We start from the raw sequence: 17,760 nt of genomic DNA, 5'->3' as shown, positions 1-17,760 counted from the left end.
ACAGGAGACGCCACAGTGGGAGCGGACAATCCGGCAACCGAGACGCCACACAGCGAACCGGCCGAGGCGGTCCTGGCGGCACACGACACCAGCCCCGAGGGCCTCTCCCCGGAGGAGGCACGGCGCCGGCTCGCCGAGCACGGCGAGAACGAGGTCGCGGAGGCCGACGAGCGCACGCCGCTTTCCATCTTCCTGGCGCAGTTCGACAGCGTCCTCATCTGGGTGTTGCTGGCCGCGGCCGCCCTCTCGGTCTGGGCCGGCCACGCCGTCGACGCCGTCCTGATCGCCGTCATCGTGCTCGCAAACGGCGTGTTCGGCTTCGTGCAGGACTACCGCGCCGAGCAGAGTCTCGAGGCGCTGCGGGAGCTGACAGCGCCGACCGCGACCGTCCGCCGGGGCGAGGAACCCGTCGAGACCGACGCGACCGAACTCGTCCCCGGGGACGTGCTCGAACTCGGCAGCGGCGACGTCGTCCCCGCGGACGCGCGGCTGGTCACCGAGACCGACCTCGAGGTCGACGAGGCGGCGCTGACCGGCGAGAGCGTCCCCGTCTCGAAGGGGCCGGAACCGGTCCCCGCCGACGCCCCGGTCGCCGAGCACGGTAGCATGGTCTACAAGGGGACCAACGTCACCCGGGGCAACGCCGTCGCGGTCGTCACCGCGACCGGGATGGACACCGAGGTCGGCGCCATCGCCCGGGAGCTGGCTGCCACCGACGAGACCCGGACGCCGCTGCAGGGGGAGCTCGACCAGCTGGGTCGCCGTCTCGGGCTCGGCGTGGTCGTGCTGGCGGCACTGGTCATCCCGCTGCTGTTGCTCCGCGGGACCGCACCGGTCGAGGCCGGCCTGACCGCGGTATCGCTGGCGGTCGCCGCGGTGCCCGAGGGGTTGCCGGCCGTGGTGACGCTGACGCTCGCGCTCGGGGTTCGGGTGATGGCCGACGAGAACGCGCTCGTGCGCCGGCTGCCCGCGGTCGAGGCGCTGGGGTCCGTCGACGTCATCTGCACCGACAAGACCGGGACGCTCACCGAGGGACAGATGGCGGTCAGCCGGGTCTGGGTCGCGGACGCGGTCCACGACCTCGGCGGAAGTCGCGCCGACGGGGGTACTCCGGATGGTGCGGGGACGGAGGGCGCCGCGGACGGGTCGGCACGGACGGTCCCGGAGGGTGAGGCGGACGCGGACCGGATCGACCGCCTGCTGCGGGCCGGCGCGCTGTGCAACGACGCCACCCTCGAGGACGGTGACCCGACCGAGCGGGCGCTGGTCGCGGCCGCCGACGACCGGGGGATCGACGTCGACGCCCTGCGCGAGGAGAACCCCCGGACTGACGAGGTTCCCTTCTCCTCGGAGACAAAGTGGATGGGCACCGTCCACGACGACGTCGGCTACGTCAAGGGAGCGCCGGAGGTCGTGCTCGGGAAGTGCAGCGAGGTGCTCACCGCCGACGGGCCGGAACCGCTCACCGACGAGGTCACGGAGCGCGTCCGCGAGCGGGTCGGGACCTTCGCCGACGACGCCCTCCGTGTGCTCGCGGTGGCCTACGCCGAGGACGGGGACGTCGAGGGTGAGCTGGTCTTTCTGGGACTGGTGGGGATGATCGACCCACCCCGGGAGGAGGTCGCCGAGGCGCTCGCGGCCACCGAGCGGGCAGGCATCGCGGTGAAGATGGTGACGGGCGACAACGTCCGGACCGCGGCCGCGGTCGCCGGCGAACTCGGGATGGGCCAGAAGGTCATGGAGGGCAGGGAGGTCGAGGAGGCCAGCGACGAGGAGCTGGCGGAGGCTGTCGAGTCCGTCGACGTCTTCGCCCGCACCTCGCCCGAGCACAAGGTGCGGATCCTGCGGGCGCTGCAGGACAACGGCCACGTCGTCGCGATGACGGGCGACGGCGTCAACGACGCTCCGGCGCTGAAAAACGCCGACATCGGCGTCGCGATGGGCGTCCGGGGCACCGACGTCGCCAAGCAGGCAAGCGACGTGGTCCTGCTCGACGACAACTACGCCACCATCGAGCGGGCCGTCGAGCGCGGGCGGGCCATCTTCGACAACGTCTGGAAGTTCGTCGCCTATCTGCTCAGCGCGAACGTCGCTGAGGTGGCGATCGTCTTCCTGGCCTCGCTGTTCGGGTATCTCGTGCTCCCGGCGGTCCAGCTTCTGTGGATCAACCTGCTGACCGACGGGCTCCCCGCGCTGGCGCTCGGCGCGGACCCACAGAGCGGCGACGTGATGGAGCGCCCACCACGGGACCCCGACAGCGGGATCATCGGCGGCCAGATGCTCGGGTTCATCGGCGGCGCCGGGACCGTCTCGGTCGCGGTCATGCTGGGGCTGATGTTCTACGCCCTCGGCGGCGCGGCCGCCATCACCCCCTACGCGATGACGATGGTGTTCACCGGCTTCGTCGTCATCGAGTTCGCCAAGCTGTACGTCATCCGGTGGTTCCGCGAGACGCCGACGCTGTCGAACCGCTGGCTCGCGCTCGCGGTCGGCTCCTCGGCGCTCCTCCAGCTGGCGGTGCTGTACACCCCGCTCTCGACCTACTTCGGGACCGTCCCGCTCGGGCTGGCCGACTGGGGCGTCCTCGGTGCCGTCGTCGCCCTCGCGCTCCCCGGCTACGTCGTGGTCGCCGCCGCAATCAAGCGGTATCTCCCCGCCGACACCGCCGAAACCGACCTACCCCCGCAGGGACGGCCCGACCCAGACCAGTAGCCCGGCCACGACGGAGCCGGCGAGAACCGCGCCCCCACCCAGTATCAACAGCCGGCTCGCGCCCGGAAACCGCCCGGCTGCGCCCAGAAACACCCGGACGTCCAGCGCGACCACCAGGACCGCACCGACGACATCGAAGACGAGGTCGGCGGCGGTGTCGCGCCAGCCGTAGTGGACCAGCACCGGCTCGACGCCGTAGCGCTCGCCGACCGCCCGGGCGAGTATCTCGACGAGCTCCCAGAGAACCCCGGCACCGAAGGTGAGCGCGACCGTCACCGCGGCGACCGTCACCGGGTCGGCGGAGAGCCCCAGCGTCGGCAGCGCGACGAGCGCGGCGGCGTAGACCAGCGCCGCGACCAGCGCGGCGGAGAGGGTGTGGGTCAGGTGGTCCCACCACCACACCGAGTCGTAGGGACCGAGCATGCCCACCGAGTGAAACAGTCCCGCAGCCGCGAGCCACAGCGGCAGCTCCGGACCGAGCGCGACGGGACGGCCCAGCCACGCGAGCGTCGTCGGGAGCACCGCCAGCGCGAACGACCCCAGCGCGTTGACCGTCGCGGCGACGTTGCCTCGCCGGACCGCGACGGCCAGGACCGCGAGGATCCCCGCCTGGAGCAAAACCACGAGCGCGGTCGCCGGTGCAGTCGGCATACTCCAAGCGCTCGGCGCCGGCCCGTAAGATTACTCCCCGGCGTCCGCGGAGTCGACCTTCGAGCGGTCCCACCCGGACGCCCGACCCGGGTCGGCGCCCCGGGCACCCGGGGAGCCGGCGGCGTTCCGGGCGGCGTCGGGACCGGGGCCGTTCCCCCGGCCCTCCCGGTAGCGGTCGGGGACGCGGGCGAGCAGGCGCGGCGGGAGCCACTCGGCGAGGGTGCCGACGAGCGCGGTGGCGACGGCGGGCAGGAGTCGCCGGACGGCCGCGTAGACGGCCGCGACGCCCGCGGTCGCGGCCACGAGCAGGGAGAGCGCGTCACCGGTCACCGAAAACAGCGGGGCGGCGAGCGCCACCGAGAGCAGGAGGTCGCCGGGCGAACCGTCGTAGCGGACCCAGCGCCGCGGGGCGAGCCACCGGTCGCGGTAGTGGTCGTAGACGGCGCGCTCGGAGGTTCCCTCCCAGGGCCGAAGCTCCAGCCCGCCCCCGAGGACGTCGGTCAGGCTGTGCAGGGCTGCTCCGGCGAGGACGAGCGCGACCCCGACACTCGCAGGGGAGGGGAACAGGGCAGCGACCACCAGCGCGGGGACGGCCAGCGCGGGGTAGTACACCGGGAAGTGCAGCGACTTCCGGTGGCCGGCATAGAGGTCCAGGTCCGGCACCACACCACCCAGGAAGCCGGCGAGAAGCGCCGTCCCGGCCAGCTCCGGGACCGCCAGCGCCACCGGGAGCGCAAGCGCCATGCCCGCGAGAGCGTGAGTCGGGAGCATCATCGTGTCGGAATCAAAGGAACACAATATAATGAGAGTGTCGGTGGCTGGCGGCAGGCGACCGCCTGTGGCGACAGTCACGGGGCCGTCGTGGAATTCGGACTGGTCGGCGCGGGGCTCACGCACGTTTTTGTGTCGACCGTGACAATTGTGGGGTATGCCACCGGTCCGACGGCTCGTGGTCGACGTACTGAAGCCTCACGACCCGCCCCTGCTCGAGTTCACCGAGCAGGTGGCAGGCGCCGAGAGCGTCGCGGGGGTCACGTCCTCGCTGATCGAACTGGACCAGGAGGTCCAGAACGTGAAGCTGACACTGGAGGGCGAGGACGTCGACTTCGAGGCTATCGAGGCGACGGTCGAGAACCTCGGCGGGACCGTCCACTCCGTCGACCAGGTCGCCTGCGGGGAGTACACCGTCGACGACCTCCCGACGTTACAGGACCCCTGAGGCCGTGTCCTCGCTCCGACAGCGCCTCGTGGGTCTGCTGGGCAAGCGGGACGTGCTCGCGATCTCGCGGCGCTACTTCATCTCGAACGGCTTCGACGGGACGCTGACCAGCATCGGGATCGTCGTCGGCGCGGTCCTCTCGGGCGTGCCAGACGGGGCGACCGTCATCAAGGTCGGGCTGGGCGCCGCCGTGGGGCTGGGCACCTCGGCGGTCTGGAGCGTCTGGGAGATCGAGCGCGCCGAGACGCGGGCGGAGATCCGGCGGATCGAGCGGGCGATGCTGACGGACCTGGACGACACCCGCGTCCAGCGCCAGCAAAGCGGCGCCCGGCTGGTCCACGCGACCGCCAGCGGGCTCGGCCCGCTCATCGGCATTCTCGTCCCGCTGTCGCCGTTCGTGTTCGAGGGGACGGCCGTCACGATGGTCGAGGCCGCCCTCGTCGCCGTCGCGCTCGGCGTCGGCGTGCTGGGCATCTTCGGCGCCTACATGGGCTCGATCTCCGGGCAGCGGTGGTATGTCGCCGCCGCGCGGATGGGGCTGGCCGGCCTGGTCGTCGCCCTCATCAACGTCTTCCTCCCGGGGTGAGACTCACGGACGGCCCGGGCACGCGCTCCCCACGGACGGCTCAAGCACGCGGCTCGCCGCGGACGGACGCGGACACGCTCAGACCGGTACCCGGCGCTACCGCTCGGTCGCCGGGGGCGCGACGCCGAGCCGGCCCTCGGCGAAGGCGGCGAAGTCGTTCGCGAACGCCGTCACCTCCTCCCAGTCGGTGTACTCGTAGTCCCGAGAGGTGTCGGTGTCGCCGGTCGCACCCTTCGCGATGCGTTTCATCACCAGCCGGGTGAGAAAGCCGTACTCCGAGTACCGAAGCGCGCCGCCGAACAGCCCCACGCGGTCGGGGTGCCAGCCGGTCGACTCGACGAGCGAGTCGACGTAGCCGGCCGCCTCGGCCCGGCGCTCCTCGTCGTCGGCCGCCGAGGACAGCGACAGCTGGAAGAAGCCGGTCGGCCGGGCGGCGAGCGCCTCCAGATTCTCGGTGATGAAATCGGTGACGGCGGGCCGGTGGGCGCCGACGTGGATCGACGACCCGGCGAGCACCGCGTCGAACGCCGCCACGTCGAGGTCCGCGGGCGGGTCGTCGGCGTCGACGACAGTCGGGTCGTGGCCGCGGTCGGACAGCGCGGCCGCGAGGCGCTCGGCGACCTTGGCGGTCTGTCCCTCTCCGGTTCCGTAGCAGACGAGCACGGAGGCCATGGGCCGGGTGTCCTCGCCGGCGGTGAAAGCCCTTCCGGGCAAGGGAGGGTCGAACGGCGCGTTCGAGGCGCGGACACCCGCGGGACCCGGCCGCGGGTCACTCCTCGCGGTCGCCGGCCTCGCTCTCGGCGGTCCGGGTCACGTCGACGTGGTAGTGTTCGAGGATGTCCCGGCCCAGCAACAGGGGGTAGTCCATGTGTCCGCGGTCCTCGACGCTGGCCGTCACGGTGTGCTGGGTACCACCGACGCCGACGACGACGTCGACCACCGGGCGGGCCTTTCCGGTCTTGAGGCTGCCCGAGCGCACCCGGATGATGTCCTTGATCGGGCCGGTGCCGATCTCGGCGGCCAGCTGTGCGTCGATACTGGTGCGGGTCGCGCCGGTGTCCGACTTGGCGAGGATGGTTCTGGTGTCGCGGGAGCCGCTGACGACCACCTCCTCGGTGTAGCCGATGACGCTGGGTTCGGTGGGCCGTTCCCGTGGCTCGCGGGGGGCACAGGTCGGCATCGAGTCGTCGAGCGCCGTCGACAGCTCCTGTACCCGATTCTCCTCGACACTGGCACCCCCGCGCTCGATGGCCATCGCGGCGATGTGTGGCGCGGGGCTGGTCCCGGTCGCCCGGAACAGGCCCCGGAAGCCCGCGGTCGGGTTCGTCTCCAGCACCGTCCAGCCGTCGACGGTCTCGATGAGGTCGACGCCGGCGTAGTCCAGCCCGACGACCTCGGCCGCGCGGACCGCGACCTCCGTGGCCTGTGCCGGGAGATCCGCGGTCGCATCCTCGACCTCGCCGCCCAGCGAGACGTTGGTCCGCCACTCCCCTTCGGGGGCGTACCGGTACATCGCCCCGACGACCGAGCCGTCGACGACGTACACCCGGGCGTCGCGGGGACGCCCGCCCTCGGGTGTGTCGACGAACCGCTGGATGAACGCCTGCCTGTCGCCGACGCGGGGGTTGACCGGGTCGTCCAGGTCGACCTGCCAGGCGCCGCCACCGTGGGTCCCGATGGCCGTCTTGTAGACCGCCCGCTCGCCGAAGTGCTCGCGGGCCTGGTTGAGCCGGCCGGCCGCGAGCGCCAGCAGGGCATCGGGGACCGGCAGCCCCGCCTCCGCCAGCGCCGCCGCGGTGGCGAACTTGTGTATCGCCGTCGTCACCGCGCCCGGCGGGTTCAGGAGCGGCCGGACGCGGTCGAACAGCGCCGCCAGGCCCAGGTCCTCCGCGGGGTGGGTGCTCGTCGACAGCAGCAGTCGGTTGACCACCACGTCGGCGTCGGGTTCGACCGTCAGCGTCCCGTCCTCGACGCTGACGGCGGTGTTCGCGGGGCGGTACCAGACGGTGTCGTGGCCCAGCGCCTCGACGGCGTTCAGGATGGCCTTGCTCTCCTTGCTGCTGTGGAGGCCGAGGACGCCGACGGTGACGGGTGACATGTGCATCCCTCTCGCCCCAGCGGCCGATAACTGTGGCGGGCGCCGCCAGATGTATACCGCGATCCGACCAGAAGCGAGTATGACTGGCGCGGAGACGTTCACCTACAGCGGCGGGCGAGTCGACCCCGGCGAGCGCCAGAACCTCCGGTACACCGTCACCCAGACGTATCTCGGGGACCCGGTCAAGATGCCCGTCACCGTGGTCAACGGGACCGAGCCCGGCCCGACGGCGTTTCTCTCGGCGGCCGCACACGGCGACGAACTCAACGGCATCGAGGTGGTCCGGGAGGTGGCCTACGACTGGGACCTGGAGGGGCTCCGGGGGACGCTCGTCTGTCTCCCCGTGTTGAACGTCCCGGGCTTTCTGGCCCAGCAGCGCTACCTCCCGATCTACGACCGGGACCTGAACCGGTCGTTTCCCGGCACTCCGGAGGGGACGAGCGCGAAGCGGATGGCCCACAACATCTTCCACAACTTCGTCGCTCCCTGTGACTTCGGCATCGACTTCCACACCTCGACCCGGGGGCGCTCGAACATGCTCCACGTGCGGGCGGACATGGACGACCCGACCGGGACCCGGGTCGCGAACGCCTTCGCCTCGAACGTCGTCATCGACAAGGCCGCCCCCTCGGGGGCGCTGCGGCGGGCCGCGACCGACGCCGGGACGCCGACGGTCACAGTCGAGATGGGCGAGGCCCACCGGTTCCAGCGTGACGTCATCGACTCGGCGCTCGCGGGGGTCCGGAGCGTGTTCGCGGAGTTCGAGATGCTCGAGGCCGCGACGGTGGCGTGGCCGGGGTGGCGGGCGGTCGTCGCCGGGACGGCCGAGAAGACCTGGGTCCGGGCCGAGGCCGGCGGGCTGGTCGACATGCACGCCGACCGGGGCGGGCTCGTCTACGAGGGCGAGCCTATCGCCACGATCGCCGACCCGTTCAAGACCGACGACACCGTCGTCGAGGCGCCCTTCACCGGCCTGCTGGTGGGCGTCCTCGAGAACCCCCTGGTCTACCCCGGGAATCCGCTCTGTCACCTGGTCCGCGTCGGCGACCGGACCCGGAAGGCGATCGAACGCGCCGCCGACTGACGCTGCCGGCTGTACGTCTGTCAAGAAGCTCGCCGCCCCGGGCGGCGCATATCTTCACGGAGTTACAGCCGGCAGTATGAGCCCGCTAGGCAGTCGCTAACTTTGAGCGGGTGGCGCCTACGCCGGGTGTGTACGAGACCATTCTCGTGGGGACAGACGGCAGCGCGTCCGCGAACCGGGCCGTCGTTCACGCGCTCGAACAGGCAGAACAGACCGGTGCGACCCTCCACGCGCTGTTCGTGGTCGACACCGACAAGTACGGCGAACCGGCGCTGAGCAGCGCGGAGATCCTCACTACCGAGGCCGAGGACTGGGGCCAGGAACAGCTCGCGGAGGTCACCGAACGGGCCACCGGCCTGGACGTCGAAGTCGTCACCCGGTGCTGTCACGGGGTGCCACACGAGGAGCTCATCGGCTACGCCGACGAGGTCGACGCCGACCTCGTGGTGCTGGGGTACCAGGGCCAGTCACACGCCGACGGCGACCAGCTCGGCAGCGTCACCGACCGCGTCGTCCGCAACGTCGGCCGGCCGGTGCTGGTGGTCTGACCCGCCATGTCGGACCCGCTGCCCGGTGGCGGCGACACTGCCGGCCGGGGATCGACACCGCCCACCCGCTCGGGGACGGCAAGGGCTGCGACCGGGGGGTGTCCCCCGTGACCGGCGGGGCATACGAGATCACCCCGATGGCGGAACAGGCAGTCCGGGAGTTTCTCGCGAGCCACAGCGTCGGGGTGCTGGGGCTCGCGACCGACGGCGCGCCGAGCCTGCGGCCGATGTCGTTCTGGTTCGACGGCGAGGAGCACCTCTACATGCTCTACGTCCTCGGGTCGGACAGCCGGAAGGCCGCGCTGAGCGACCGGGACGAGCCGGCCAGGTTTCTGGTCTACAGCGCCGAGACCCCCTTCAGCTGGCGCAGCGTGCTGGTGACCGGACAGCTCCGGGAGGTTCCCGGGGAGGAGGCCGATTCCGTCCGGGAGTCCCTGGAGGAGGTGTGGCGCCCGGAGGCGTTCCGGGCGGTCGTCGAGCGCGGCGAGACCGCCGTCTACGAACTCGCGGTCGAGGACTGGAGCGGGCTGGAGTCCAGCGGGCTCCCGCCAGGGTTCGAGCCCGCCGACGAGGGGGCGTAACCGGCTACCGGGGCGGGCCGTCCCCTGGAATTCAGAGGTTGCCCATCCGCCGTTTCGCGCCCTCAGAAGGCCGTCCAGCCGCCGTCGACCGGGATGTTCGCGCCGGTGATGTAGGAGGCGCCATCGGAGGCGAGAAACGACGCCAGCGGGGCGATCTCCTCGGGCGCGGCCGCCCGGTCCATCGGCGTCCGGGTCTTGAGGAACTCGTAGAACCGGTCGCTCTCGAGCAGGTCCTCGGTCATCGGGGTGTGGACGAATCCCGGACAGATCCCGTTGACCCGGACGCCCTTCGGGGCGAGGTCGACCGCGAGTTGCTGGGTGAGGTTCACGACGCCACCCTTGGACGCCGAGTAGGAGGTCGCACCCTTCCCCCCGCGCAGCCCGTAGATGGATTCGACGTTGATGATGCACCCCTCGGTGTCGAGCAGGTGTGGTAGCGCGGCCTTCGCGCCGTGCATCACGCCGTCGAGATTCGTCGCGATCACGTTGTGCCACTCCTCGAGACTCATCTCCTCGAGGCTCGTCTCGCTGCCGACGCCCGCGTTGTTCACCATGACATCCAGCCGACCGGCGTCGTCGACGGCGCCGTCGACCAGCGCCTGGACCTCATCGAACTCCCGGACGTCACACTGCACGAACTCGCAGCCGAGTTCGTCGGCGGTCTCCGCGCCGACGTCCTCGCGCCGGCCACAGACCACCACCTCCGCGCCCTGGTCGAGAAACTCCGCCGCGATCGCCTTGCCGATGCCCGTGGTGCCGCCCGTGACGACGGCAACTGTGTCGGAGAGCATGGAAGGGCTTCACGTCGCGGGTATAAAATTGGGATGTTGACATAAGCGGGCGAAACGGCCACAGCGGGCGTGAAACGACGCGAAACGACGGATCAGGTCGGGCCGACCCGTGACCGGCAGACGGGGGAGAGAGCGGCCGCGGGAAACGGGTGTTCGCGCCGGGCGGCGGGCAGCGGGGTTTATGCCCGTCCTCGGCCCTGGAGAGGGGTATGGCTGGCCAGTCACGGACCGTCTCCCGGCGCGACTTCCTGACCGGCGCGGGAGCGGCAGCGCTCTCGGCAGGAGCCACGGGGGCCGCAGGTGCACAGCAGACCCGCACCATCGAGATGACCGACAGTCTGGTCTTCAACCCCGACGACACCACGGTCCCACCGGGCACGACCGTCGTCTGGGAGAACGTCGGCGGGATCGGACACTCGGTCACCGCTTACGAGGAAGATATCCCGGCGGACGCGGAGTACTTCGCCTCCGGCGGGTTCGACGACGAGGGAACCGCGCGCAACAGCTACGCCGCAGGCGACCCCGACAGCGGCGACGTCGGCGGCGGCGCCACCTTCGAGCACACCTTCGAGGTCGAGGGGGAGTACGGCTACTTCTGTGTCCCCCACGAGTCGGCAGGGATGGTCGCTTCCCTCACCGTGGGGACCGACGGAGGGAACGGCGACGGCGGCGACGGCGGCGGGGAGCCGCGGGAGCTGCCGGAGCTCGCCGTGACCGTCGCCGTGTTCGCGGGCGCGGCGTTCCTGGCGGTGCTCGTGCTCGCGTACGTCTTCCTGAAGTACCAGGGCGACTACGGCCCCGGGGGGGAGCAGTGACCGACAACCGCACGCGGGTGCTGGTCCCGGTCAACTACTCGGAGCTGTCCGAGAAGGCGCTCAGGACGGCCCTCGAGCTGCACCCGGACGCGGACCTCACGGCGTTGCACGTCATCGATTTCCGGACCAGCGACCTGGGGCCCGGCGGGTGGGGGAGCGCGCCCGGCGCCTTCGACGAGTGGCTCGAGGACGCCCGCGAGCACGCCGAGAAACTCCTCGCCGATGCGGAGGAAGTCGCGGCGGAGTACGACGCCGAGATCGAGACCGACGAGGTCGTCGGCGAGGACGCGAGCAGCATCCTCGAGTACGCCGAGGAGGGCGACTTCGACCTGATCGTCATCGGGGGCCACAGCCGGTCGCTGCCCGCGCGGATCCTGCTCGGCGGGGTCTCGGAGACAGTCGTCCGGCGCGCCAGGATCCCCGTGCTGGTCGTCCGGTGAACCCCCGAACGGGGCGTCAGGCGTCCTCGAAGAGACCGAACAGCCGGTCACGGTTCAGGTAGCCGAGCACCGAGGCCGCGAGCACGAGCGCGGCCAGCACGGCGGCCGTTCCGACCTGTCCGGTCCCCGCGAGGTCGCCGACGGCGTTCGCCAGCAGGAAGCCGGGCAACCGGCCGACGACGGCGAGGCCGACGAGCTGGTACAGGGGCACCCGGGTGAGCCCGCCGGCGAAACAGAGCACGTCGTCGGGGAGCCCGGGGATCAGAAAGCACACGAACAGCACCGACCGGGCGTACTCCTCCCCGACGGCGTCGAACCGGGCCAGGGCGTCCTCGTGGACGACCCGCTCGACGTACGCGCGCCCGAACCGCCGGGACAGCCAGAAGGCGGCGATGCTGCCGAGCGTGACCCCGACCATGTTGTAGAGGGTGCCCCACCAGACGCCGAACAGATAACCTGCGGCGACGGCGAGCAACTGCCCCGGGATGGGGGCGAGGACGACCTGGGCCGCCTGCAGGACGACGAGCACCGCCGGCGCCCAGATGCCGTAGCCGGCGACGAAGGCCCGCAGCGCCGGGCCGTCGGTCAGGACCGCGAGCCGGTCCCGGAGGAGCAGGGCCCCGCCCCCGAGGAGGACGGCGGCAACGGCCAGGTGAAGTGCTACCCGGCGCCGCTGCCGGGGGGACTCGAACACGCGGAGCCCCTCGACGCGGCTGCGCAGGCGCTCGAGGCGGCTGCCCATACGCCAGTGTCCGGGGGTGGGCTTATTGAGTGTGTGGTCGTACCACGAGACATGACACGCGAACCCGCGTTCGAGGTCAGAGAGACCGGCGACGTGCCTCCCGGAGAGACCCTGCTCGTCGGCACGGCCGGGCTCGGCGTTGCGGGACTGACGGCGACCGACTACCTCGTCAACCACGTCGAGACCACCCAGGTGGGCCACATCCGCACCCACAATCTCCCCGACATCACCCCGTTCAGCGACGGACGGCCCCGCCGACCGGCCAGGCTCTACAGCACCGCCGAGTCCGACGTGACCGTCCTCATCACCGAGCTGTTTCTCCCCGTCACCGTCTCGGACCTCTGGGCCGAGGCGGTGCTGGAGTGGGCGGCAAAGCGCGGCGTCACAGAGATCACGGCCCTCCACGGCGCCCCCTTCCCCCACCAGCCTCACGAGCACGCCGTCTACCACGTCGCCACCGACGGCTACCGGGAGCGTCACTTCGACGGCGAGGGGGGCGCGGACATCGAGCCCCTCGCCGGCGGGTTCTTCGACGGCATCATCGGCGAGTTGCTCAGCCGGAGCCTCGAGGACGAGGGGCCACCGACGGGCGTGCTGGTGACGCCCACTCACCTCCCCGGCCCGGACTTCGACGCCGCGATCCGGCTGCTCGACGCACTCGAGACGGTCCACGGAGTCGAGACCGACGAGACCGAGCTGCGGGGTCGCGCCGACGAGATGGAGCAGTACTACGAGGAACTCGCGGGCCGGATGCAGGCGCTCCGGGAGGAGCCGACGGCCGACGACTACCCGAACGACCGGATGTACATGTAGCCGCGACGGCTCAGGGGCTTCCGCTCTCTCCGTCTCGGCGGCCGTCCGCGATCACCGACTCCAGCAGCCGGAGCGCCTCGTCGTCGGTGAGCCGCCCCGAGGTCACGGAGGCGTACACCACCTCGGGGGCGATCTCTGCCGGGACGACGACCGCCCCGTCGGACGCCCGGCCGGCCCCACGGCGAGGGGCCCCTCCGGAGGCCGTCCGGTCGTCACCTCGTCCCGCGTCGCAGTCGACGTGTCGGGCGGCGAACTCCCGGCGGCGCTCCCACTCGAACCCCTCGAGCGCGTGGAGCCACTTGTTGATCGTCGACTTGGCGACGTCCATCCGGTCCGCGAGGTCGGCCTGCGAGGCCCCGGGATCCTCACAGACCAGCCGGAGGGTCTCGCGGGTCCGTTCGGGGATCTCCGGCGCTCTGTCCGTGTCGCCGTTCTCGCGCCCGTTTCCGCGCGCCCGCCGCGCCTGCTCGGCTCCAGGCGCCCGCTCGGCCCCGGGCGCGTGGTCGTCTCCGAGCGCGCTGTCGACCGCGTTCGCGGCATCCGTGGCCCCGCTCGCGCCGGAAGAGCCCGGACTGTCGGCTGCCGAGTCGTCGTCCTCGGGGGAGGGAGTATCTCCGTCGGCAACGTGGCCGTCGGCCGCGGGTGGCTCGTCGACCCCCGGCTGGTCGGCGGGGTCGCCGTACTCCGCGAGGGTCTTCTCGACCAGTTCGACCGACGCACCGCTCACCTCGTCGGCGAGCGCCTCGAGGGAGGCGTCCGGCTGGCGTTTCGCGGCGTCGAGGACCTGCTTGTGGACGACGGCCCGCGGCGTGTTCGGAGGGTCGGGTCCCGCGCTCATCGACCCGGAGTCGGCCGCCGGCGGGCAAAGTTATACGACAGTTAGTCTCGGTACGGTGGCGTTTCCGCGGCCGAACACGCGTTCGCCCGGGCCGCGGAGACCGTTTCCCGCGCCCGAACGGTGAGCGGTCGCCCGGGCGGCCGACAGCCCCGGTCACTCCAGATATCCCATCGCTTCCTCGTCGGAGACCTGCGGGAACGACTCGTAGAACTGGCCGACTGCGCCGAAGTGTGGCGGCGTTTCGACGCAGACGACCTCGTCCGCCTCCTCGCGGAGCCGTTCGACGGTGTCGGGCGGACCGACCGGGACGGCGACGACGACCCGTGCGGCGCCGGCGTCCCGGACCTGCCGGACACAGGCCCGAACCGTCGCGCCGGTCGCGAGCCCGTCGTCGACGACGGCGACCACCTTCCCCGCCAGGTCGGGCGCGGGGCGGTCCCCGCGGTAGCGGGCGAGCTTCCGTGCGGCGGCCTCGCGTTCGCGCTCGGTGGCCTGCTCGACGTAGGACTCGTCGACGCCCAGGTCGGCGACGTATCCGTCGTTGAGCCACACCGTCCCGTCGGCGGCGACGGCGCCGACGGCCAGTTCCGGGTTCCCCGGCGCCGGGAGTTTCCGGGCCACCACCACGTCGAGTGGCACCCCGAGGGCGTCGGCGACGGCGCGTCCCACGGGAAGCCCACCCCGCGGGACCGCCAGCACCACGTCGGGCTCGATGTCGTGGCCCTCGAGCAACTCCGCCACCTGTCGGCCGGCATCGCGTCGGTCGCGGAACATCGCTACCGGACACCCCGGCGGGGTGCCCGCGACCGCCCGGGGGCGCCACCCGGGGCGGGAGCCGGTTCGGAACCCGAAGTCGGACGGGTCGAAGCGTCGACCATCGGACCAGGTTCGGAGCGTGACCGCATATAGTCCCCGACCGTTGAACGTGCCGGGAGACGGGCCGACGGACGGTAACGTCGTGCTACCGGCGGCGTCGGGGGCGGTACTGGCTGTTCCCCGGAGTCCCAGGGAACCCCCGGGCTTATCACGGGGCTATCCGTCACACCGTCGCATGGTACTCGAGGACACGGTCATCGCGGGGGTCGGCGAGACGGCGAAGAGCCGTCCCAGCGAGCGCAACGACCAGCCCTACCACACGCTCGAGGAGTACTTCTGGAGGGCCGCGAGGGAGACGCTCGCGGACGCCGGCCTGGCATTCACCGAGATCGACGGGCTCGGCGTCGCGCGGCCCTCCGTCGAGACCCCGTACCGCTATCCGATGATGCTCGCCGAGACGCTTGGCTTCGAGGACCTGGCCTGGGTCACCGTCACGGACCACTGCGGGGGCCAGGCCGTCCCGCTGGTGACACAGGCGGCCCAGGCCATCGAGTCCGGCGTCGTCGACTCCATCCTGTGTCTCGGCGCCGGCACGCCCAAACACCCGGAGAAGGGCTCGGGCGAGGTCTTCCCGCGGGACCCGCGGGGGTTCGACCGGGAGTACGTCGCTCCCTTCGGGATGCAGGGGGCGAACGCCCTGCTCGCACTCGCCCAGCAGCGGTACACCCACGAGTACGGTCCTGTCCGGGACCAGCTCGCCGAGGTCTACGTCACCCAGCGCGACCACGCGACGCGGAATCCGCTGGCGTACTTCGACGAGCCGGTCACCGCCGAGGAGTACAAGAACTCGGAGCCCATCGCGGACCCGATCCGGCTGTTCGACTGTGTCGTCCCGGTCAACGCCGGCTTCGGCGTCCTGCTCGCCTCGACCGACCTGGCGGGCGAGTTGGACGTCGATCCCGTCTCGATCCGGGGCTTCGGGCACAGCTACAACCCCGAAGTGGCCCAACAACGGACCTTTTACGGGATGGGGATCGAGGCGGCCGCCGAGCGCGCCTACGGGATGGCCGGGCTGGGGCCCGGGGAGATGGACTTCCTGCAGCTCTACGACGACTATCCCATCGTCGAGCTCTTCCAGCTCGAGGAACTCGGATACGCGGCCCGCGGCGAGGGCGCGGACTTCGTCGCCGAAACCGACCTCTCGTACGCCGGCGACCTCCCGCTCAACACCGGCGGCGGCCAGCTGTGTGTCGGCCAGGCCGGCGTCGGCGGGGCCGCCTTCGTGCAGGTGGTCGAGGCCGTCCGCCAGCTCCGCGGCGAGGGCGGCCGGCGGCAGGTCCCCGGCGCCGAGCGGGGGCTTGTCACCGGCGTCGGCGCCGGCCAGTACGGCAAGAACCTGACGGCCCACTCCGTAGGGATCCTCGAACGGGGGTGGCCGGCGTGACGGCCGACCGCCCGCTCCCCGACCGCGACGCTACAGTCGACGCTCAGTTCTGGGCGGCGGCGAGCGAGGGGCGGCTGCTCGTCCAGGAGTGTCCCGACTGCGAGAACCGGCAGTTCTTCCCGCGGGAGTGGTGTCACTTCTGTGGCTCCGAGGCCGTCGAGTGGGTCGAGAGCGAGGGGTCCGGTCACGTCCACACCTACACCGTGATCCGGCGCGCGACGGAACTCCCGGCGTTCGCCGAGGACGTTCCGTACGTCGTGGCGTACGTCGAACTCGACGAGGGGGTGCGGGTCTGTTCGAACGTGGTCGGCTGTGCGCCGGCGGCGGTCGAAATCGGCCTGCCCGTCGAGGTGGCCTTCGACCGCGTCACCGAGGACCTCGCGCTCCCGAAGTTCCGGCCCTCCGAGGAGGAGTGAGGTGGGCGAGGGACCGACAGGACCGGAGCCGGGCGATTCATGCCCTCTCGGCGTTCACCGGAGAGCATGCGACAGTTCGTCTACGTCGGCCACGAGGCACCCGCCACGGTGGACTTTTCGCTCGACGACCTCACCGGCGCGGGCCGCATGGACCTGCTCGCGCGGTCCATAACTGCGGCGCTGTTGCTCTCTCACGACATCCGGGCAGACACCCGCGTTCACCTGGTGCTGGGCGAGACGTTCACCGTCACCTTCGACGGCGCGACCCTCCAGGGGCTCAATCCCGACGAGCGCTCGACGGCCGCGCGGGTCCGGGCGGCGCTGGCCGAGCGCGAGGAAGCGATCGGACAGATCCCCGTCGAAGTGTCGCCGGGCGTCTCGCTGGTCCGCCGGGGATTCGAGGGAACCGTCGAGGCCGCGAGCGCGAACGGGACCGTCGTCCACCTCCAGACGGACGGCGAGCCCGCCCCTGCGGTGGCGCCGCCGGCGGACCCCGTGTTCGTCCTCTCGGACCACCGCGAGTTCACCGAGGAAGAGCGAGAGCTCCTCGAGGCCGTCGCCGACCACCGTATCAGCCTCGGGCCACACCCGCTACACGCCGACCACGCGACCGTGCTGGCACACAGCTGGGTCGACACCGAGGGGTTCGACACCGACCGTTACTGAAGCAACTCGAAGCGGTCGAGGTACTCGCGGACGTACTCGTGGAGGTCCTCGCGTGGCTCCCGGAGGACCTCGTACTCGCCGTGCTGAGCGTCGAGTTCGACCGGCTGGTCGGCAGGCTCTGGGACCACCCGGTAGACGACCGGGATCGTGTGTCGGCTCTCGACCCCCGCGACCGACGTCTCCTCCCAGAAGTGCTCGCTCACGCCGAGTCGCTCGGCGACGCGAACCTCGAGACCGAGTTCCTCGCGGGCGATTCGCCGGGGAGCGTCGTCGAGCCGTTCGCCCTTGTAGAGGCGGCCGCCGGGCCAGAAGAGCCGACCCTTCGCGGGCTCGTTCTGCCGGCGGGCCAGCAGTACGCCGCCGTCGTACGCCACGACGAGGTCGACACACGGTTGTGGCATGTGCCGGAGACAGGTGGCGAAGTCCGGTTCGGGGATGTGAGCGTCCTGAACGTCCATACGACACCCTGTCGCGGGCCCGCAATGAAGCCGGCGTTCGGG

21 protein-coding genes are annotated in these 17,760 nt (G+C 71.5%); 12 read left to right on the top strand and 9 right to left on the bottom strand.

Features of this window, described 5'->3' with window-relative positions:
• The first annotated feature begins 15 nt into the window (after positions 1-15).
• Positions 16-2,712 carry a cation-translocating P-type ATPase gene (locus tag GN153_RS16465; RefSeq protein WP_159904729.1) on the top strand — a complete coding sequence of 899 codons (2,697 nt, stop codon included), beginning with the start codon at positions 16-18 and terminating at the stop codon, positions 2,710-2,712.
• Here GN153_RS16465 and GN153_RS16460 read toward each other — a convergent pair.
• Positions 2,677-3,363 carry a hypothetical protein gene (locus GN153_RS16460; RefSeq protein ID WP_159904727.1) on the bottom strand — a complete coding sequence of 229 codons (687 nt, stop codon included), beginning with the start codon at positions 3,361-3,363 and terminating at the stop codon, positions 2,677-2,679. The two genes, GN153_RS16465 and GN153_RS16460, sit on opposite strands and share 36 nt — an antisense overlap.
• A gap of 30 nt (positions 3,364-3,393) precedes the next feature.
• Positions 3,394-4,107, bottom strand: a complete 714-nt coding sequence (locus GN153_RS16455) for a metal-dependent hydrolase (RefSeq protein WP_368372795.1) — start codon at positions 4,105-4,107, stop codon at positions 3,394-3,396.
• A gap of 184 nt (positions 4,108-4,291) precedes the next feature.
• On the opposite strand from GN153_RS16455, the gene GN153_RS16450 reads away from it, so the two are divergent.
• Complete coding sequence (locus tag GN153_RS16450) at positions 4,292-4,582, top strand: DUF211 domain-containing protein (protein ID WP_159904725.1); 291 nt, start codon at positions 4,292-4,294, stop codon at positions 4,580-4,582.
• Positions 4,583-4,586: 4 nt separating this feature from the next.
• Entirely contained in the window at positions 4,587-5,168 is a 582-nt protein-coding gene (locus GN153_RS16445; protein ID WP_159904723.1) for a VIT1/CCC1 transporter family protein, read from the top strand.
• Between the two features lie 96 nt (positions 5,169-5,264).
• Here the strand turns inward: GN153_RS16445 and GN153_RS16440 are convergent, their stop codons facing one another.
• Positions 5,265-5,840, bottom strand: a complete 576-nt coding sequence (locus GN153_RS16440) for a flavodoxin domain-containing protein (RefSeq protein WP_159904721.1) — start codon at positions 5,838-5,840, stop codon at positions 5,265-5,267.
• A 97-nt stretch (positions 5,841-5,937) separates the two neighbouring features.
• Positions 5,938-7,272, bottom strand: coding sequence for a RimK family alpha-L-glutamate ligase (locus tag GN153_RS16435; protein WP_394350947.1), 1,335 nt, complete (start codon positions 7,270-7,272; stop codon positions 5,938-5,940).
• 73 nt (positions 7,273-7,345) lie between these two features.
• Between GN153_RS16435 and GN153_RS16430 the strand changes: the two genes are divergently transcribed.
• The 3 genes from GN153_RS16430 (at position 7,346) to GN153_RS16420 (ending at position 9,479) form a co-directional block, all read left to right on the top strand.
• Positions 7,346-8,350 carry a succinylglutamate desuccinylase/aspartoacylase family protein gene (locus tag GN153_RS16430; RefSeq protein WP_159904717.1) on the top strand — a complete coding sequence of 335 codons (1,005 nt, stop codon included), beginning with the start codon at positions 7,346-7,348 and terminating at the stop codon, positions 8,348-8,350.
• Positions 8,351-8,478: 128 nt separating this feature from the next.
• A complete protein-coding gene (locus tag GN153_RS16425) occupies positions 8,479-8,898 on the top strand; it encodes a universal stress protein (protein ID WP_159904715.1) in 420 nt (139 codons plus the stop codon).
• Positions 8,899-9,035: 137 nt separating this feature from the next.
• Positions 9,036-9,479, top strand: coding sequence for a pyridoxamine 5'-phosphate oxidase family protein (locus GN153_RS16420; protein WP_159904713.1), 444 nt, complete (start codon positions 9,036-9,038; stop codon positions 9,477-9,479).
• Positions 9,480-9,541: 62 nt separating this feature from the next.
• Here GN153_RS16420 and GN153_RS16415 read toward each other — a convergent pair whose 3' ends face one another.
• Positions 9,542-10,270, bottom strand: a complete 729-nt coding sequence (locus GN153_RS16415; protein WP_159904711.1) for an SDR family NAD(P)-dependent oxidoreductase — start codon at positions 10,268-10,270, stop codon at positions 9,542-9,544.
• A gap of 209 nt (positions 10,271-10,479) precedes the next feature.
• Between GN153_RS16415 and GN153_RS16410 the strand changes: the two genes are divergently transcribed.
• On the top strand, positions 10,480-11,085 hold the full coding sequence (locus GN153_RS16410) for a plastocyanin/azurin family copper-binding protein (RefSeq protein ID WP_159904709.1): 606 nt from the start codon (positions 10,480-10,482) through the stop codon (positions 11,083-11,085).
• Positions 11,082-11,525 (top strand): universal stress protein, encoded by a 444-nt coding sequence (locus GN153_RS16405; protein ID WP_159904707.1) that lies wholly within the window; start codon positions 11,082-11,084, stop codon positions 11,523-11,525. The genes GN153_RS16410 and GN153_RS16405 overlap by 4 nt, the downstream gene beginning before the upstream one ends.
• A 16-nt stretch (positions 11,526-11,541) precedes the next feature.
• Here the strand turns inward: GN153_RS16405 and GN153_RS16400 are convergent, their stop codons facing one another.
• On the bottom strand, positions 11,542-12,267 hold the full coding sequence (locus GN153_RS16400; protein ID WP_159904705.1) for a TVP38/TMEM64 family protein: 726 nt from the start codon (positions 12,265-12,267) through the stop codon (positions 11,542-11,544).
• A gap of 51 nt (positions 12,268-12,318) precedes the next feature.
• Here GN153_RS16400 and GN153_RS16395 point away from each other — a divergent pair, with 51 nt between their 5' ends.
• Positions 12,319-13,080 carry a proteasome assembly chaperone family protein gene (locus tag GN153_RS16395; RefSeq protein WP_159904703.1) on the top strand — a complete coding sequence of 254 codons (762 nt, stop codon included), beginning with the start codon at positions 12,319-12,321 and terminating at the stop codon, positions 13,078-13,080.
• Positions 13,081-13,090: 10 nt separating this feature from the next.
• Here GN153_RS16395 and GN153_RS16390 read toward each other — a convergent pair whose 3' ends face one another.
• Together GN153_RS16390 and GN153_RS16385 are read right to left on the bottom strand one after the other, a co-directional pair.
• Positions 13,091-13,918, bottom strand: coding sequence for a hypothetical protein (locus tag GN153_RS16390; protein WP_159904701.1), 828 nt, complete (start codon positions 13,916-13,918; stop codon positions 13,091-13,093).
• Positions 13,919-14,071: 153 nt separating this feature from the next.
• Positions 14,072-14,692, bottom strand: a complete 621-nt coding sequence (locus GN153_RS16385) for a phosphoribosyltransferase (RefSeq protein ID WP_159904699.1) — start codon at positions 14,690-14,692, stop codon at positions 14,072-14,074.
• A 277-nt stretch (positions 14,693-14,969) separates the two neighbouring features.
• Between GN153_RS16385 and GN153_RS16380 the strand changes: the two genes are divergently transcribed.
• From GN153_RS16380 to trmY, 3 genes are all read left to right on the top strand, one after another.
• The gene (locus tag GN153_RS16380; RefSeq protein WP_159904697.1) at positions 14,970-16,178 is read left to right on the top strand and encodes a thiolase family protein; all 1,209 of its coding nucleotides are present in this window, start codon (positions 14,970-14,972) and stop codon (positions 16,176-16,178) included.
• Complete coding sequence (locus GN153_RS16375; protein WP_159904695.1) at positions 16,175-16,594, top strand: Zn-ribbon domain-containing OB-fold protein; 420 nt, start codon at positions 16,175-16,177, stop codon at positions 16,592-16,594. The genes GN153_RS16380 and GN153_RS16375 overlap by 4 nt, the downstream gene beginning before the upstream one ends.
• A gap of 66 nt (positions 16,595-16,660) precedes the next feature.
• Positions 16,661-17,260, top strand: coding sequence for a tRNA (pseudouridine(54)-N(1))-methyltransferase TrmY (gene trmY / locus GN153_RS16370; RefSeq protein WP_159904693.1), 600 nt, complete (start codon positions 16,661-16,663; stop codon positions 17,258-17,260).
• Here the strand turns inward: trmY and GN153_RS16365 are convergent.
• On the bottom strand, positions 17,254-17,718 hold the full coding sequence (locus GN153_RS16365) for an NUDIX domain-containing protein (RefSeq protein ID WP_159904691.1): 465 nt from the start codon (positions 17,716-17,718) through the stop codon (positions 17,254-17,256). The two genes, trmY and GN153_RS16365, sit on opposite strands and share 7 nt — an antisense overlap.
• Positions 17,719-17,760 lie beyond the last annotated feature (42 nt).

Source organism: Salinirussus salinus (assembly GCF_009831455.1).
GTDB classification, from domain to species: domain Archaea; phylum Halobacteriota; class Halobacteria; order Halobacteriales; family Haloarculaceae; genus Salinirussus; species Salinirussus salinus.
This window is presented reverse-complemented; position numbering and strand designations above follow the sequence as displayed.

Excerpts from the sequence above, each read along its gene's own strand:
- GN153_RS16460 (WP_159904727.1), bottom strand. The coding sequence starts at position 3,363 with ATGCCGACTGCACCGGCGACCGCGCTCGTGGTTTTGCTCCAGGCGGGG.
- GN153_RS16455 (WP_368372795.1), bottom strand. The coding sequence starts at position 4,107 with ATGGCGCTTGCGCTCCCGGTGGCGCTGGCGGTCCCGGAGCTGGCCGGG.
- GN153_RS16450 (WP_159904725.1), top strand. The coding sequence starts at position 4,292 with ATGCCACCGGTCCGACGGCTCGTGGTCGACGTACTGAAGCCTCACGAC.
- GN153_RS16440 (WP_159904721.1), bottom strand. The coding sequence starts at position 5,840 with ATGGCCTCCGTGCTCGTCTGCTACGGAACCGGAGAGGGACAGACCGCC.
- GN153_RS16435 (WP_394350947.1), bottom strand. The coding sequence starts at position 7,272 with ATGCACATGTCACCCGTCACCGTCGGCGTCCTCGGCCTCCACAGCAGC.
- GN153_RS16430 (WP_159904717.1), top strand. The coding sequence starts at position 7,346 with ATGACTGGCGCGGAGACGTTCACCTACAGCGGCGGGCGAGTCGACCCC.
- GN153_RS16420 (WP_159904713.1), top strand. The coding sequence starts at position 9,036 with ATGGCGGAACAGGCAGTCCGGGAGTTTCTCGCGAGCCACAGCGTCGGG.
- GN153_RS16415 (WP_159904711.1), bottom strand. The coding sequence starts at position 10,270 with ATGCTCTCCGACACAGTTGCCGTCGTCACGGGCGGCACCACGGGCATC.
- GN153_RS16410 (WP_159904709.1), top strand. The coding sequence starts at position 10,480 with ATGGCTGGCCAGTCACGGACCGTCTCCCGGCGCGACTTCCTGACCGGC.
- GN153_RS16400 (WP_159904705.1), bottom strand. The coding sequence starts at position 12,267 with ATGGGCAGCCGCCTCGAGCGCCTGCGCAGCCGCGTCGAGGGGCTCCGC.
- GN153_RS16395 (WP_159904703.1), top strand. The coding sequence starts at position 12,319 with ATGACACGCGAACCCGCGTTCGAGGTCAGAGAGACCGGCGACGTGCCT.
- GN153_RS16390 (WP_159904701.1), bottom strand. The coding sequence starts at position 13,918 with ATGAGCGCGGGACCCGACCCTCCGAACACGCCGCGGGCCGTCGTCCAC.
- GN153_RS16385 (WP_159904699.1), bottom strand. The coding sequence starts at position 14,692 with ATGTTCCGCGACCGACGCGATGCCGGCCGACAGGTGGCGGAGTTGCTC.
- GN153_RS16380 (WP_159904697.1), top strand. The coding sequence starts at position 14,970 with ATGGTACTCGAGGACACGGTCATCGCGGGGGTCGGCGAGACGGCGAAG.
- trmY (WP_159904693.1), top strand. The coding sequence starts at position 16,661 with ATGCGACAGTTCGTCTACGTCGGCCACGAGGCACCCGCCACGGTGGAC.
- GN153_RS16365 (WP_159904691.1), bottom strand. The coding sequence starts at position 17,718 with ATGGACGTTCAGGACGCTCACATCCCCGAACCGGACTTCGCCACCTGT.